Here is a 14,307-nt window from a genome sequence, read left to right as displayed (position 1 = left end):
TTGCCAAACAATGATTGTTGTCTTTGCTTGTTTATCCGATGGACCCCGGTCCCTAAAGTCCCTTCATCGTGATGACGGGCCGGCGACGGCTCATTCGAGAAAAAAGGAAGCAATCCATGGCTCAACGTGATGTCGTTTTTCCGCCCGGGCGCCAGGCGCTGTACGAAAAGAACCGCTATTCGCCGGCCATCCGGTCCAATGGCTTCCTGTTCGTTTCAGGCCAGGTCGGAAGCCGCCCCGACGGCTCGCCCGAACCCGACCTGGAAGCGCAGGTCCGGCTCGCATTCGAAAACCTCAACGCGATCCTGGCGGCTGCAGGCTGCACGTTCGACGACGTGGTCGATGTGACCGTCTTCATCGTCGACCCGGAATCGAACTTCGAGAAAATCTGGAAGATCGTGCCGGAGTATTGGGGCGGCGCGCCGCACCCAACGCTCACCGGCATAGGCGTGACGTGGCTCTACGGCTTCAAGTTCGAGATCAAGGTGATCGCGAAGTTGCCTGAAACCTGATTTGGATGGTCACTGCTACCTGGCTTTCAGGTCAAGCGGCAACGACAGAGAAAAGCGCACGACCCAGATCGCGCGCAGCATCCAGCTGAGCCGCTCGGTCTTCCTGGCCGGATTCCAGCAGGAACTCGGACGTCGCCACGCGCGCACCGCAGTAGTCGAAGATGCCGTGGTCTATCTGCGTCTTCATCGCATCGAAGTAGCCGTGCCGGTCGTAGGTTCCGGCGTCGGCACCGCCAATCGCAACCAGGTGCACCGGCAAATGGCCGAGGCGTTTGGTGAGCTTGCCTTCGGCGCCCTCGTCATACGCCCATCCGTTTGCAAACACACGGTCGATCCATCCCTTGAGCAGCCCCGGAAAAGACCACCAGTACACCGGGTACACCAGCACAAGTGCATCGGAGCGGTCGATCCGTTGCTGTTCGCGCCTCACGTCGGCACTGGGTAGTGCCTGCTTCTTGTGGGCGGCATGATCGGCAGCGGAAAAGCGGGGATCGAAGCCTTCTGCCGCAAGGTCGGCAACCTCCGCCGTGTGGTCGCCTTCGGCAAGGGCGACCCCTTCCGCAAGATTGCGGGCAACGCGATGGGTGAACGATTTTGCGTCGGGGTGCGCGACAACAATGAGCGCATGCATGCGTGACATTCCTTTCAGGTTACTGGGGTTGAAGAGGGCTGCCAAAATCGCAACCTACAATTAGTATATTGAGCAACCTACTTTTGGTACATTAACCATGCCCAAGCCCGGGGTTAAAGAAGAGATGCACGGCGGTACGGATGCCGATGAGCCTCGGCGCAGGCGTCTGTCGCGGCAAGAGCGCTACCGCCAGCTCATCGAAGTGGCCTGGCGAATCGTGCGCGAATCGGGAACCGACGCCTTGACGCTCGGCTCGCTCGCCGAGCAGGCCGGCATTGCCAAGCCGGTGGTCTATGACCATTTCGCAACGCGCAACGGACTGCTCGCCGCGCTCTATGGCGAATTCGACATGCAGCAGAACGCGCTGATCGACGCCGCAGTCGAGAACAGCGAGCCCACGCTGAACGGCCGTGCATCCGTGATTGCCGGCTCATACGTCGATTGCGTTCTTGCGCTTGGACGCGAGCTGCCCGGCGTGAGCGCGGCGCTGGCGGGGTCGCCCGAACTCGATAGCCTCAAACGCGAATCGGAAACGGCCTTTCTGCAGAAATGCCGCGCGCTGCTGGCGCCGTTCGCTCCCGGCAAGGATGTGGGTGTTGCCGGGCTGCGCGCCATGCTGGGAGCGGCTGAAGCCTTGTCCTGCGCGGCGGCGATGGACGAGATCTCCGCGCTGCAGGCAAAGCAGGAGCTGCTCGAGACGATCGTGGCAATGGTGTCGCGGCAGAAGCGAGTGGGCGCTCGGCGATCCGCCAGCGCTTGAGGGTGCAAATGGAAAACATCACCATCTCCGCTGCCACTCCCGAAGAACTCCGTTCCGGGGAGCTCGGCCGCAAGCTGCGCCACTACAACTACGGCTTTGTCGGGGAGTATCCGGAGCAGCAGTACATCCGGCTCAACGCCCGGGACGCAAACGCCCGGTTGCTTGGCGGCCTGCGAGGCTCCGTATTTCTCTACTGGCTCAATATCGATGTGCTGTTCGTCGAAGCCGACATGCGCGGCCTGGGCCTGGGCAGCCGCCTCCTGGCGGAGGCGGAGCGGCAAGCCATCGAGCTGGGCGCGACGAACGCCAAGCTCGAGACCTTCGAATGGCAGGCGGCGCCGTTCTACCGAAAGCACGGCTATGAGGAGTACGCCCGCATCGAAGACTATGCGAGCGGTTTCTACCTGGTCTCCATGAAGAAATCGCTGGCGCGCTGAGCAGCAGTTTCAATCGACCGTGTACGGCGTTTCAGGCACCTGCATATGGAAGCTCGCATTGAGCATGTTCCAAGAACGGATCGCGCAGACCGCAAACGAAAGATCCGCAATCTGCGCATCGCTGAAATGCCGCCTCACGGCCTCGAAGTCTGCGTCGCTGGGCGTGCGATGCGGCACGGCATTGACGGCCTCCGCCCAGTTGAATGCGGCGCGCTCGGCTTCGCTGAAGAATCGCCCCGCCTCGCGCCAGCCGGCCACGGCGTTGACGTGGCGGGGGTCCATGCCCTGCTTGAGCAGGTCGGCCCAGTGCATGTCGATGCAGAAAGCACAACCGTTGATCTGGCTGATGCGCAGGTTCACCAGCTCGCGCAGGCACTTGTCCAGCGTGCTGCCGGCGGCGTGGGAAAACTGGGCGCCGGCGCGTGCCGCCGCGGGCGCGAGGGCGTGGTAGTCGAGTCGGGCTGAGGACATCGTAAGCTCCTTGTAGCTTGAGGGTTTGGGGAAAACACCACTTAGACGTCCCGGCACATTGTTTTGTGACAGGCGAGCCGGACGGAATTTCGCAAGCTCCGTTTGCCAGGCCCCTGGCGGGGGATTCAGGCTGCCCGCTTGGCGCGACCAAGGCCTGGCCGACTCTCGTGCGGACTACGCGGGCGCACGCTGCCGGGCCAGCACGGCCAACAGGTTCTTCGCGGCCGCCACACCCATGTTCACGTAGGCATCGCTGGTCACGCCGCCGATGTGCGGGCTGAGCAGCAGGTTCTTTTCTCCCTGGAACGGATGGCCGGGCGCCATGGGCTCCACCGCGAAGCTGTCGAGACCGGCCATCGAAACGTGGCCGGACCGGATCGACGTCAACAGCGCAGCCTCGTCGATCAGTCCGCCGCGCGCAGTGTTCACCACGATGACGCCGGCCTTGCACTGCGCCAGCGTGTCCGCGTTGAGCAGGCCGCGGTTCTCTTCGGTCAGCGGGCAGTGAAGCGAGATGACATCGGACTCGCGCCAGATCTGCGACAACCCAACGCCCCTGATGTAGTCAGGCAGGTTCTTGGCAAACGGATCGAAGCCGATCACCTTCATGCCCATGGCGTCGGCCATGCGTGCAAATCGCAGGCCGATGGCACCGAGTCCGATCAGTCCGATGGTTCGACCGCCAAGTTCAAGGCTCTTGTGCGTTGCCTTGTCCCAGTGGCCGCCGTGCATGCGCGCATTCAGTTGCACCACCGACTTGGCACAGGCCAGCAGCAGGGCCAGCGCCTGTTCAGCCACCGCCGCGGCATTGGCGCCGGCTGCTGCGACCACTTCGATGCCGCGTGCCTTGGCCGCAGCCTTGTCGATGGTGTCGGTGCCGCTGCCGTGCTTGGAGATGACCTTGAGCGACGGCGCGGCGTCCATCACGGCGCTGCCGACCTTGCCGTAGCGAACGATGATGGCCGCCGGGTCGTGCGTTCGGCACAGGGCCACCAGGTCCGCTTCGGTCGGCGCCTTGCCTGCGTACACCACCTCGTAGCCGTCGAGCAGCCTCAGGGCCTCCGGCGCCAGGTCGGCGCCGGTGACGAGGATTGCGCTCACAGCGTCTCTCCTTCCTTCAGCACGCCGGCAGTGCGCAGGGCAGCATCGAGCCATTTGGCGGCGGTTTCGCCTTGCTTGATGGCCGCAATGCGGGCCGCTTCGTCCTTGATCTTCCTGGCCGCAAGGGGAAGCAGCGCCTCGATCTTCTCGCGTTCGACGACCACCACGCCGTCGCCATCGCCAATGATGAAGTCGCCTGGGCGAACGGTCACGTCCCCGACCGACACAGGGTGCCCGATGCGGCCGCCGATGTTCTTGGTGGGGCCGTTCGGATTGGTGCCGACCGAGAACACCGGATAGTCCATCTCGTCGATCTCCAGGCTGTCGCGGCAGGCGCCGTCCATGACCACGCCCGCAATGCCAAGCTTCTGGCACGCGGTCATCATGATCGTGCCCATGAGTGCGGCGTTCTGGTCGGCCTTGCCGTCGATGACCAGCACATCACCGGGCCTGGCCATGGCGATTGCGGCATGGATCATCAGGTTGTCGCCGGGACGCACCTCGACGGTGAAGGCGGTGCCGGCCAGCTTCATGCGGGGGCGCAGCGCCTTGATGCGGCCGTTCATGGCACCGCGGCGGCCTGCCACGTCGGCCAGGATGGCGGGCTGAAGTTGTGCGGCCTGCGCAACGACGGCGGCGGGCACGCGCGGAAAGTCGCGAATGATTTCGGGAAGCTGGTCGCTCATGATGGTCTTCGGGTAGATGGATGAAAGAAGGCGAGGCGGGGCGACGGCAGCTCAGTCGACCTTGGCGCCCGACTCCTTGACGGCCTTGCCCCAGCGGCCGATGTCGTCCTGGATGAGCTTGCCGAACTGCTCGGGCGTGCCGCCGAGCACATCGACGCCCTGGCCTTCGAGCTTCTTCTTGACCTCGGCGTCTTGCAGTGCCTTGTTGAAGGCACCGTTGAGTTTGGTGACAGCGTCCTTGGGCATGGCCGCAGGGCCCGCCAGGCCGAACCATGTCACGGCCTCGAACCCCTTGTAGCCGGACTCACCTACCGTGGGCACGCTGGGCAGGTCGTTGACGCGCTTGTCCGAGGTGACCGCGAGCGCGCGCATCTTGCCGTTGCGGATATGGCCGATCAGCGTCGGGATGGAGGACATGTAGAGCTGGATCTGCCCGCCGATCAGGTCGGTGGCGCCCTGCGCCGCGCCCTTGTACGGCACGTGGGTGAGCTTGATGCCGGCCAGCTTCTGGAACTGCTCCACCGCAAGGTGAGCGACGGTTCCGCTGCCCGAGCTCGCGTAGTTGATGGCGTCCGGCCTGGCCTTGGCCGCCGCGATCAGGTCGGCCAGCGTCTTGTAGGGCGAATCGCTTGCCACTACCAGCACGAGGGGCGAGCTGGCGATGAGGCCGATGGGTGCGAGGTCCTTGACGGGGTTGTACGGCAGCTTCGAGTAGAGCGTCGGATTGATCGCCAGGTTGCTTGTCTGGCCGAGCACGATGGTGTAGCCGTCGGGCGCTGCCTTGGCCGCCGCATCGACGCCGAGGTTGCCGCCCGAGCCCGGCCTGTTGTCGATGATCACCGTCCAGCCCTGCTGCGTGGCCACCTTGTTGGCCACCTCGCGTGCCACCGCGTCCGTACCGCCGCCTGCCGGGAACGGCACGATCAGCTTGATGGGACGAGAGGGGTAGCTTTGCGCGAAAGCGGTACAGGAGGCAAATGCCACGGCCGTCAGCAAGGCGGTGCGGCGAGGGGAGGCGAGCTTCGAGATCTTCACGGTTGTCTCCGGTTCGTAATTGACAGTCGAGCGCCCTTCGAGGGCTTGGACGAACTGTAGATTTGCGTTCCGGTACGTACAATGGGGGTCCACTGTGTGAACCACGAACCATGGCGCGAACCAAGGCAAGCAACCAGCCGGCGGCCCCTGCCGCAGCCGAAACCGGAGCTTCCGGTCCCGATCCATCGGGCGGCGTCACCGCTGTTACCAGGGCGCTCCAGCTGCTTGAATCGTTCGGCATGCAAGACCAGCGGCTGACCTTGGCAGAGCTCACGCGCCGCAGCGGCATGCACAAGACCACCGCCTTGCGACTGCTGCGTACCCTGGCCCACAGCGGCTATGTGGTGCAACGCGAAGACGGCGAATGGCGCCTGGGGCCCGCGGCGGGCTGGCTCGGCGCGCGCTACCAGGCCGCGTTTGACGTCAACAACGTGGTCGAGCCGATGCTGCTCGAACTGACACAGGCCACCGGCGAAAGCGCGGCCTTCTATGTGCGCGAAGGAAACATCCGAACCTGCATTGCGCGCGTCGAGGGCCCGCAGCCAATTCGGCATCACGCGCGAATGGGCTCGGCGCTTCCTTTGGACAAGGGCTCGCCGGGCCGCGTGATCCTGGCCTTCTCGGGTGAGCCGGGCGCCATCTACGAGGAAATCCGGCAGCAGGGCTACCACTTCTCCATCGGCGAACGCGAGACGGGCGTGGCCACGGTCTCGGCGCCTGTGTTCGGCTTGAACTGGCGGCTGCTCGGATCGGTCTGCATCTCGGGGCCTGCGGAACGCCTGCCGAAGAACAAGCTCATCCGATACGCCAAGACGATCATGAAAGCCGCCAACGAGTTGTCGTATGCACTTGCCGGCAGTTCGACCCCGCAGACGCCGAGGGTGGTCTCTTCGTGGCACCCGCATTGACGCGGGGACGCCGCGTGGCGTGGCCTAGAAATCAGCCACCTTGCCCCATGCCGAGCCGCTGAATCGGGCCGGCCGGTAGGGCGTGGGGTCCACGATCGGTTCCGCGCCGCTGGCAAGGTCCGCAATGAGGTGGCCGGCGCCCGGGCCAATGCCGAAGCCGTGCCCTGAAAAGCCCGCCGCCAGGATGAACCCCGGCAGGCCCGGCACCTCGCCGATGCCGGGAACACCGTCCGGCGTGCTGTCGATGTAGCCGGCCCATGCGTGCGTGATCTTTGCGTCGCGCAGCCGGGGCAGCAGCTCCACGGCGCGGCGGTGGGTTTCCCTGATCGTCGGCATGTCGGGCTTGGGATCGAGAATGCGCACCCGCTCCATCGGCGTGGGCGCGTCGAGCCGCCACCGCGCCAGCGTTTCGTGGCCACCACGAATGCCTTCCAGGCCACCCGGCCGCAGGTTGCGCCACCGCTTGGCAAACATGGGCACGAACTGCGGAGCGAAGCGCATGAACTGCGGCGTCACGTCCACGCGCGCGCGGCCGCTGATGGCCAGTGCGTAGCGTCCGTCGTTGCGGCGCGTGGCGGACACGTTTGCGCTCACCACGGCGGGCGGCAAGCCATGTTCCACGGCGGACACGCTCATGATGGATTGGCGGATCGACGCCTGCGGAAAACGGATGCCCAGCTGCCGGCAGAACGAAGAAGCCCAGGCGCCGCCAGCCATCACCACTGTTCGCGTCTTGATGACGCCGGCTTCGGTCACCACGCCGCTGACCCGTCCGCCTTCGGTCTCGATGCCGCGGGCCGCGCAGTTCTGGTGGACGCTGCCGCCGAGCTTGATGAGCGCCGCTGCCACTGCAGGCGCTGCCTTGGCAGGATCGGCAGTGCCGTCGGTCGGCGAGAAGACGCCGCCTTTCCAGGCGCGGCCCGTTGCCTGCCCGCGCTCCGCGGCCTCACGGCTGCTCAGCATGTGAGTCTCGACGCCGGCGGTCTTCGCAAAATCGCGCCAGCTGGCCCAACGGGAAATTTCGGCTTCGTCATTGCTGAGGTACAGCAGCCCGCAGCGATGAAAGCCCGTGTCTTCGCCGCTCTCGGCCGCAAATTGCTCCCACAGGTCGAGGCTCTTGCTGGCAAGCGGCAGTTCGCGCGCATCGCGGTTCTGCTGCCGGCACCAGCCCCAGTTGCGGCTCGATTGCTCGGCGCCGATCCTGCCTTTTTCCACCAGCACCACCGAAAGGCCGCGCTTGGCCAGGTAGTAGGCGCTGAACACGCCGATGATGCCGCCGCCGATCACGACGACGTCGGCGAAGGCTGGCGGCTTGGGCGAAGTATTGATGTGATGAAGCGGAGGGGACATGTTGGACCTCGCTCGCCCGATCAAGCCGGAACGCTCTGTACCACGTAGAACTTCGCCACGCGATCGTTGCTTTCCCAACCGATGGATGCGCCCTGCGGCACGAAAAGCGCATCGCCCGTGCCCGCAGAAACAACGCTTCCATCGGGAGCCGCGAACCGCACGCTGCCGGCCACGAGATGCATGAACTCGTTCAGGCGATGCGGGCGAACGATGCGGTGGTAGGGGGTCGAGTCCCATGTGCCTGCAAGGTACTGCGCGCCGTCGTCGGTAAAGACGTTGTCGCTGCGGCACTCCGGCGCGGGGCCCAGCAGCACGTCCGCGGGCAGCGTGGCGGCGGGCTTGAAGTCGGCATCGGCGTGCAGTGGAAAGAGGCCGCGCTTCGTCGGTCGCTCGCAAGCGGCGGCGCAAAACACGAATCGCACGCGCGACCCGGCCTCTATGTGAAGCGATGTACCGCAGCCGATGACGGCACCTGCTTGCGGGCCGATCACCAGCGGGGCCGCTCCGGGCGCCGCGAGGGTCAGCTCGCCTTCGACCACAACGATCGTTTCGATGTGGGGAAAGCTCGAAACTTCGATCTCGCCGATGAAGCTGGTGCGGCCCGCGATCATCGAGCCCGGTCCTTCCCATGCAATTTCGCGATGCCGCGCAAAAGGATCGTCCTTGCCGAACGGCGCCCTGCGGAACTCGGTCGAAAGGGGCGCGCCGCCGGCGCGGTGCAGAACTAGGGCCACGGTCATGATTGCTCCTGCGCGATGCGCAATGTCTTCACGGAAAAAAACTGTCAGGCGCTACCGGGTGCCGGGGCATCCTGGAAGCCGAGGATGGCTTTGGTTTCGAGGTACTCCTCGAAACCTTCCAATCCGTATTCCCGGCCGTTTCCGGAACGCTTGTAGCCGCCGAAAGGGGCATGGGGGTTCCAGGCCGGATAGTTGATGTGCACCTGCCCGCAGCGGATGCGTGCCGCTACCGCGCGAGCGGCGGCAAGGTCCTGCCCTTGCACGTGGGCGCCCAGGCCATAGACGGTGTCGTTGGCGATCTCCACGGCTTCGTCCACGCTGTCGTAGGGAATGATCGCGAGCACCGGCCCGAAGATCTCCTCCTGCGCAATCTGCATTCGAGGATGTACCGCGGTGAAGATCGTCGGACGGCAGTAGTAGCCGCGGCCCAGGCCCTCCGGCCGCCCGGGGCCGCCGCAAATGAGTTGCGCGCCCTCGGCGATGCCGATACCGATCATTTCCTGCACCCGGTTGAACTGCGCGCGGTTTGCCACCGGGCCATGCGTCGTCTGCTGCGAACGCGGGTCGCCCACGACGATGCCAGCTGCCGCTGCGAGCGCAATCCGTTCCACTTCTTGCAGGCGCGCGCGCGGCACGATCATGCGGGTCGGAGCGCTGCACGACTGGCCGACGTTGCGGAAGGCAGCCGCGACCCCCGGCGGTACGGCGCGCAGCAGGTCTGCGTCCGGCAGGATGAGGTTGGGAGATTTCCCGCCGAGTTCCTGGGCCACGCGCTTCACCGTCGTTGCCGCCGCCTGGGCAACCAGCACCCCGGCCCTCGTCGAGCCGGTGATCGAGATCATGTCCACGTCAGGATGCTCGGCCAAGGCGGCGCCCACCTCGGGCCCGCTTCCGTTCACCAGGTTGAATACGCCCGGAGGAACGCCGGCGTCATGCACCACTTCGGCAAAGAGCAGGGCGCTCAGCGGCGACAACTCGCTGGGCTTCAAGACGACGGTGCATCCGGCTGCCAGGGCCGGCCCGACTTTGGCGGTGATCTGGTAGAGCGGCCAGTTCCACGGTGTGATCAGGCCGCACACCCCGATGGCCTCGCGCACGATGGCCATGTCGCCCCGATGGGTGACGAATGCATAGCTGCGCGCATTGTCCCGCGCCACGCGGATGTGCTCCGCCGCAGAGGGCACCTGTGTGTGGCGCGCGAAGCCGATGGCGGCGCCCATCTCCAGCGAAATGGCCTGGGCGAACAGTTCCGCGCGCTCGAGGATGAGCGCGTGGACGCGATCGAGAAGCAAGGCCCTGCCATGGGCAGTGCTCACCGACCAGGTAGCGAACGCCCGCCGCGCCGCAGCAACCGCCGCAGCAACATCCCTGGCACTGCCCAGCGCGATCTCCGCGACGGCCTCCTCGGTCGATGGATCGGCGACGACGGCGCCGTGAGCTTGCGTTTCGGGCAGGACCCACTCGCCGCCGACAAACATGCGATCCAGGCGTCCGGCGCGCCTGAGGTGCTCGACGACCGGGGAGTTCATGGAATTGCCGTCCCTGAAAGGGTGGCAAAACGGGTGCTTGGCAATGCGGTGGAGCGCGTCATGATGAAGCTGGGGCTGGCCTTTTGATGTCCAAAATCTTAGGCCGCGTGCCTCTCGCGCCGGTGCTTCAATGGGGGCCTTCCACGAAGCAGGCTGCGGTTGTTTGCGTCGCTACAGCAGATCCTGCTGCAGCGGAACCGGCCCGGATGCGGGAAGTGCCTCACTCTTGCAGTTGTTAATGCGCATCGGAAGATGTAAACAAACTGTTCCTCGTGCGCCTTGGGGATTACATTCTTGTGACTCTCGAGGAAGCGACATGAAAGTGGAAAGCCGGAAGGCGCAGCGCTCGGCGATTTACCTGTCGGTTTCAGCTAAATTTCTGATCGCATTGATCGGCGCCAGCGCCTGGATGGGCTTTTCGATCTGGGCCGCCGCCCCTTGGTTGGCCGACCTTAAAGGCCATGTAGGAATTGTTTTCGCCGTCTTCCTGGTGTATGGCATTGCCATAATTCCAGGATTCATGAACGCATTCATGGCGATCAGCCTTGTTCTGGACAAGCGGCCGCCGCACCGGCCGCTGGCGGTTTATCCGCCGCTCTCGATTCTGATTGCGGCATATAACGAAGCAGCCTCGATCGAGGAGACGCTGGTCAGCATCGACCAGCAAAAATATCCGGGTGAATTGCAGGTCATCGTCATCAATGACGGATCTGCGGACAGCACTGCGCAGGTGGTTCAGCGCGCCCTGGAGCGGTATAAGTGGCTCACCTTTGTCGACCTGAAGAAGAACGGTGGCAAGGCTCGCGCGCTGAATATCGGCTTCAAGGAAGTCTTGCACGACCTGGTGGTGACCGTCGATGCCGATTCGTATTTGTACCGCGGGGCGCTCACCAGCATTGTCGAGCGCTATGAAGCCGACCCGCCCAATACGCGGGCTGTTGCCGGAAAAATCCTGGTCCGAAACTCACGGCAAAACTGGATTACCCGCTGCCAGGAGTGGGACTACTTTCACGGCATTTCCGCAATCAAGCGCGTGCAGTCGCTGTTCCAGGGCACCCTCGTTGCCCAAGGTGCCTTTTCTGTTTATGACCGGGATGCGCTGGCCGAGGTTGGCGGGTGGCCCGAGTGCGTGGGCGAAGATATCGTGCTCACATGGGCACTGCTGAAGGCCGGCTATCGGGTGGGGCATTGCGAAGATGCATGCCTGTTTACCAATGTGCCGGCCACCTTGAAGCAGCTGGTCAAGCAGCGCCAGCGCTGGGCGCGCGGCATGACGGAAGCTTTTGTCAAACACCCAGGCATTCTGCTGAAGCTCCGGCTGTCCACCTTCTTTATTCACTGGAACCTGTTGTTCCCGTGGCTCGATCTGGCGTTCACCATCGGCTTCATACCCGGGATAATCTTTGCCTTGTTCGGCTATTACTGGATTGTTGGGCCAATGACTCTTGCGCTGATACCGGCGGCATTTGCGCTGAGTTTCCTGATGTTTTCCATTGAACGCCGCATGTTCAGGAATACCGGCCTGGTGGTGCGCAAGAACATCCAGGGATTTTTTGTCTACGTGCTGCTGTACAGCCTTCTTCTGCAACCGGCCAGCGTGCTCGGCTATCTGGACGAATTGTTCAGGAAGCCCAAGGCATGGGGAACCAAATGACCAGGTCGCCGGCATATGTGGCGGCCGCCATTTCAGGCCTGATGGTGTTGAGTGCCTCCTGCCATGCACAGGAAGATACAGCCGAGAAAATCGAGAAAAAAACGTCCGGCATGGCTTTCGGCACGGAAGCCTTGCTGACCAGCGACAGCGACAACTTCGAATCACGCCGGGTGTCGGTCGAGTTTTTTCCCGCTTTTGAAAACGCCGACCGCTACCTGGGCTTCCGGCTCAGCGACTACCAGTACCAGCAAGACAGCTGGCGAAGGGCGGGAAAGAAGGTCTCGTTCCTCGCGCGTTCAATCGAAACCCGGACTGCCAATGGCGGACAGATGGAGGCCGGCGTGTTCGAGCAGGGCGGCCATACGCTGCTGACGCTCGACGGCAGCTACCGCATAGCGCCGACAAAAAGCACGGCGGTGGAGTTTCTCGTTACGCGCGACTGGGTCGAAACACCCAAGTCGCTTGATCGTGGCATCGACTTTTCGTTTCTGGGCGTGGCGGTCGACCAAGGCTTGGGAAGCCATTTCACGCTCGTGGGGCTGCTGGCGCAGCAGTACTTTTCCGACGGCAACCGGCGGGACCATGGCCGCATTCGCCTCATCTACCAACCCTCGCTGGACCTGGGCCTGACGCTGCAAGCACGCTACCGAACCTACCGCAGCACCCATGAGGATGTAGACCGGGCCTATTTCAACCCGAAGAGCTACAGCGAATCGATGTTCGCAGTTGCCTGGCGCCAGCGCTTCCAGGGCTGGACGGCCGCCGTTACCGCAGGGCTCGGCAACGAGGATATCAATCACGAGCTGAGCCAGCCCACGCGGCTGCTGGACGTGAGCCTGCAGAGCCCCGTGAGGGGATCGCAGGTGTTTCGCCTCAACGCGGGCTACAGCCGCAGCACCACTTTTTCGGGGCCCAGCTACCAGTACCGCTATATCCGCGGCGAGTGGATCATCCTTTTCTAGGGTGACGGCGCGGCTGCTTCTCCGGCGCGCCCGCTAGCGCCGGCGATCGATCATGCTTTCGCGGTAGTAGCGGGCCTTCTCCTCGTACATGGCGCGGTCCGCGCGCTGCAGGGCCGCGTCGAGCTGGTCGCCGGCCTCGCAGGTTGCCACGCCCATTGCAAGGTTGAGCATCCGTCCGCTCTGCCCGGCATAGAACTGGTTGTTCAGGTCGACCATGGAGGCAATGCGGTCGCGCATTGCTTCCGCGCCGCGTTCGTCCGTCTTGGGCAGCACGACGGCAAACTCGTCGCCACCAATCCGCGCGGGCCAGCCGGGCTCATCGACGGCCTTGCTCAGCACCTCGCCCACCCGCCTGAGCAGCGCGTCGCCGGCGGCGTGGCCTTCCTCGTCGTTCACGGGCTTCAGGCCGTTCATGTCGATGACCAGCACCGACACCGGCCACGGGCCCTTGCGCGTCAGCCGGTTCACTTCTTCCGAGAAGAAGGCGCGGTTGCGCAGTTGCGTGAGCACGTCGTGCTTGCCCAGGTACTCCAGATAGGCCTCGGCCTTCTTGCGGGCGGTGATGTCGATCAGCGAGACCAGCACCAGGTCCCAGGTGGCGAGCCGGTCTTCGAGCACGGCAAACTGCATGTGGATGTTCAGCAGGTCGCCGGTCAGCCCGTAGTTGATCACCTCGCGCTGCTGCAGCATCTTGCCGTTCCAGAGGTCCAGCAGCTGCTCGGCGAAGGAGTCTTGCATCTCGTCGCGAAAGATCTCCGAGAGGTTGTCCAGGAGCTCGCCCTTGTCGGCCGCACCGAACATGCGCAGGGTTTCACGGTTCACGTCGATCACGCGGATTTCGCGCATGCAGCGGGTGACGAACTCCGGGTGCACCTTGATGAAGGTGGTGAAGTCGCTGATGCCCCGCTTGCGGATGTCGTCCAGCAGGATCTTCACCGCGCTGAAGTCTTCCACCCACAAGGAGACGGGCGAGCGCTCGAACAGCTCGCGCGCATAGCGTTCGCTCTCCAGGCGCAGCTGCTCGGCCCGCACGCGCGCCGTAATGTCGTCCAGAGACACCAGCACGCGGTCCCATGACGCCTCATGGCCGGGCAGCACCCGCACCCGCACATGCACATCGAGCCTGCGGCCGTCCAGCGCATAGTTGACCGTCTGGTTGTCGAAGCACAGCTTGCCTTGCCAGAGCTGGTCGAGTTCGTAGATGACCGGCGCGGTCATGTCGTCGCGAAAGATGCTGCCGAGCTTCGAAAGTAGTTCGGCCTGGCTTTGGGCGCCGAAGAGGTTGAGCGTGCTCTGGTTGACGCTCACTACCTGCAGTTGCGCCATGCATTCGCGCACGCGGCCCGGTTCGGCATTCAGGTGGGCCACCAGGTCCACCACGCCTGCACTGCGCCATGATTCGAACAGCCGGCGCAGCCCGCTGTAGTCCTCGATCCAGAGAGACATGGGTGCAAATTCGAACATCGACTCGTAGTCGGTGGAAGACGGCATGTACGGCTCCTGGGCGCGTGGAATCTTGCCCGCATGATGC

The 14,307-nt window shown here is 64.1% G+C and carries 15 protein-coding genes; 6 read left to right on the top strand and 9 right to left on the bottom strand.

Annotation, left to right across the window (positions count from 1 at the left end; translation table 11 throughout):
• Positions 1 to 116 precede the first annotated feature (116 nt).
• Positions 117 to 512: a RidA family protein gene (locus QHG62_RS26775; protein WP_281148607.1), complete on the top strand. Its 396-nt coding sequence runs from the start codon at positions 117 to 119 to the stop codon at positions 510 to 512.
• A 31-nt stretch (positions 513 to 543) separates the two neighbouring features.
• Here QHG62_RS26775 and QHG62_RS26770 read toward each other — a convergent pair whose 3' ends face one another.
• The gene (locus QHG62_RS26770; RefSeq protein ID WP_281148606.1) at positions 544 to 1,143 is read right to left on the bottom strand and encodes an NAD(P)H-dependent oxidoreductase; all 600 of its coding nucleotides are present in this window, start codon (positions 1,141 to 1,143) and stop codon (positions 544 to 546) included.
• A gap of 97 nt (positions 1,144 to 1,240) precedes the next feature.
• Between QHG62_RS26770 and QHG62_RS26765 the strand changes: the two genes are divergently transcribed.
• A complete protein-coding gene (locus QHG62_RS26765; RefSeq protein ID WP_281148605.1) occupies positions 1,241 to 1,903 on the top strand; it encodes a TetR/AcrR family transcriptional regulator in 663 nt (220 codons plus the stop codon).
• 8 nt (positions 1,904 to 1,911) lie between these two features.
• Positions 1,912 to 2,340: a GNAT family N-acetyltransferase gene (locus QHG62_RS26760; RefSeq protein WP_281148604.1), complete on the top strand. Its 429-nt coding sequence runs from the start codon at positions 1,912 to 1,914 to the stop codon at positions 2,338 to 2,340.
• 9 nt (positions 2,341 to 2,349) lie between these two features.
• On the opposite strand, the gene QHG62_RS26755 is transcribed toward QHG62_RS26760, so the two are convergent.
• From QHG62_RS26755 to QHG62_RS26740, 4 genes are all read right to left on the bottom strand, one after another.
• Positions 2,350 to 2,811 carry a carboxymuconolactone decarboxylase family protein gene (locus QHG62_RS26755; RefSeq protein ID WP_281148603.1) on the bottom strand — a complete coding sequence of 154 codons (462 nt, stop codon included), beginning with the start codon at positions 2,809 to 2,811 and terminating at the stop codon, positions 2,350 to 2,352.
• Between the two features lie 174 nt (positions 2,812 to 2,985).
• On the bottom strand, positions 2,986 to 3,912 hold the full coding sequence (locus QHG62_RS26750) for an NAD(P)-dependent oxidoreductase (protein WP_281148602.1): 927 nt from the start codon (positions 3,910 to 3,912) through the stop codon (positions 2,986 to 2,988).
• Positions 3,909 to 4,598 carry an RraA family protein gene (locus tag QHG62_RS26745; protein ID WP_281148601.1) on the bottom strand — a complete coding sequence of 230 codons (690 nt, stop codon included), beginning with the start codon at positions 4,596 to 4,598 and terminating at the stop codon, positions 3,909 to 3,911. Before QHG62_RS26745 ends, QHG62_RS26750 begins: the two co-directional genes overlap by 4 nt.
• A gap of 51 nt (positions 4,599 to 4,649) precedes the next feature.
• A complete protein-coding gene (locus QHG62_RS26740; RefSeq protein WP_281151829.1) occupies positions 4,650 to 5,594 on the bottom strand; it encodes a Bug family tripartite tricarboxylate transporter substrate binding protein in 945 nt (314 codons plus the stop codon).
• A gap of 149 nt (positions 5,595 to 5,743) precedes the next feature.
• On the opposite strand from QHG62_RS26740, the gene QHG62_RS26735 reads away from it, so the two are divergent.
• Entirely contained in the window at positions 5,744 to 6,541 is a 798-nt protein-coding gene (locus QHG62_RS26735; RefSeq protein ID WP_281148600.1) for an IclR family transcriptional regulator, read from the top strand.
• Positions 6,542 to 6,565: 24 nt separating this feature from the next.
• Here the strand turns inward: QHG62_RS26735 and QHG62_RS26730 are convergent, their stop codons facing one another.
• From QHG62_RS26730 to QHG62_RS26720, 3 genes are read right to left on the bottom strand one after another with little or no spacing between them, the layout of a single operon-like run.
• Complete coding sequence (locus QHG62_RS26730) at positions 6,566 to 7,891, bottom strand: NAD(P)/FAD-dependent oxidoreductase (protein ID WP_281148599.1); 1,326 nt, start codon at positions 7,889 to 7,891, stop codon at positions 6,566 to 6,568.
• Positions 7,892 to 7,911: 20 nt separating this feature from the next.
• On the bottom strand, positions 7,912 to 8,631 hold the full coding sequence (locus tag QHG62_RS26725; protein ID WP_281148598.1) for a cupin domain-containing protein: 720 nt from the start codon (positions 8,629 to 8,631) through the stop codon (positions 7,912 to 7,914).
• A 44-nt stretch (positions 8,632 to 8,675) separates the two neighbouring features.
• Entirely contained in the window at positions 8,676 to 10,160 is a 1,485-nt protein-coding gene (locus QHG62_RS26720) for an aldehyde dehydrogenase family protein (protein ID WP_281148597.1), read from the bottom strand.
• Between the two features lie 316 nt (positions 10,161 to 10,476).
• Here QHG62_RS26720 and QHG62_RS26715 point away from each other — a divergent pair, with 316 nt between their 5' ends.
• Positions 10,477 to 11,814, top strand: a complete 1,338-nt coding sequence (locus tag QHG62_RS26715; RefSeq protein ID WP_281148596.1) for a glycosyltransferase — start codon at positions 10,477 to 10,479, stop codon at positions 11,812 to 11,814.
• 110 nt (positions 11,815 to 11,924) lie between these two features.
• Positions 11,925 to 12,776 (top strand): hypothetical protein, encoded by an 852-nt coding sequence (locus QHG62_RS26710; protein ID WP_281148595.1) that lies wholly within the window; start codon positions 11,925 to 11,927, stop codon positions 12,774 to 12,776.
• 33 nt (positions 12,777 to 12,809) lie between these two features.
• Here QHG62_RS26710 and QHG62_RS26705 read toward each other — a convergent pair whose 3' ends face one another.
• On the bottom strand, positions 12,810 to 14,267 hold the full coding sequence (locus tag QHG62_RS26705) for a sensor domain-containing diguanylate cyclase (protein WP_281148594.1): 1,458 nt from the start codon (positions 14,265 to 14,267) through the stop codon (positions 12,810 to 12,812).
• Between the last annotated feature and the right edge of the window lie 40 nt (positions 14,268 to 14,307).

This window comes from Variovorax paradoxus, assembly GCF_029919115.1.
Taxonomy (GTDB): domain Bacteria; phylum Pseudomonadota; class Gammaproteobacteria; order Burkholderiales; family Burkholderiaceae_C; genus Variovorax; species Variovorax paradoxus_O.
This window is presented reverse-complemented; position numbering and strand designations above follow the sequence as displayed.

Coding starts and splice junctions, on each gene's coding strand:
- QHG62_RS26770 (WP_281148606.1), bottom strand. CDS start 1,143: ATGCATGCGCTCATTGTTGTCGCGCACCCCGACGCAAAATCGTTCACC.
- QHG62_RS26730 (WP_281148599.1), bottom strand. CDS start 7,891: ATGTCCCCTCCGCTTCATCACATCAATACTTCGCCCAAGCCGCCAGCC.
- QHG62_RS26775 (WP_281148607.1), top strand. CDS start 117: ATGGCTCAACGTGATGTCGTTTTTCCGCCCGGGCGCCAGGCGCTGTAC.
- QHG62_RS26735 (WP_281148600.1), top strand. CDS start 5,744: ATGGCGCGAACCAAGGCAAGCAACCAGCCGGCGGCCCCTGCCGCAGCC.
- QHG62_RS26705 (WP_281148594.1), bottom strand. CDS start 14,267: ATGCCGTCTTCCACCGACTACGAGTCGATGTTCGAATTTGCACCCATG.
- QHG62_RS26710 (WP_281148595.1), top strand. CDS start 11,925: ATGGCTTTCGGCACGGAAGCCTTGCTGACCAGCGACAGCGACAACTTC.
- QHG62_RS26725 (WP_281148598.1), bottom strand. CDS start 8,631: ATGACCGTGGCCCTAGTTCTGCACCGCGCCGGCGGCGCGCCCCTTTCG.
- QHG62_RS26715 (WP_281148596.1), top strand. CDS start 10,477: ATGAAAGTGGAAAGCCGGAAGGCGCAGCGCTCGGCGATTTACCTGTCG.
- QHG62_RS26760 (WP_281148604.1), top strand. CDS start 1,912: ATGGAAAACATCACCATCTCCGCTGCCACTCCCGAAGAACTCCGTTCC.
- QHG62_RS26745 (WP_281148601.1), bottom strand. CDS start 4,598: ATGAGCGACCAGCTTCCCGAAATCATTCGCGACTTTCCGCGCGTGCCC.
- QHG62_RS26720 (WP_281148597.1), bottom strand. CDS start 10,160: ATGAACTCCCCGGTCGTCGAGCACCTCAGGCGCGCCGGACGCCTGGAT.
- QHG62_RS26755 (WP_281148603.1), bottom strand. CDS start 2,811: ATGTCCTCAGCCCGACTCGACTACCACGCCCTCGCGCCCGCGGCGGCA.
- QHG62_RS26765 (WP_281148605.1), top strand. CDS start 1,241: ATGCCCAAGCCCGGGGTTAAAGAAGAGATGCACGGCGGTACGGATGCC.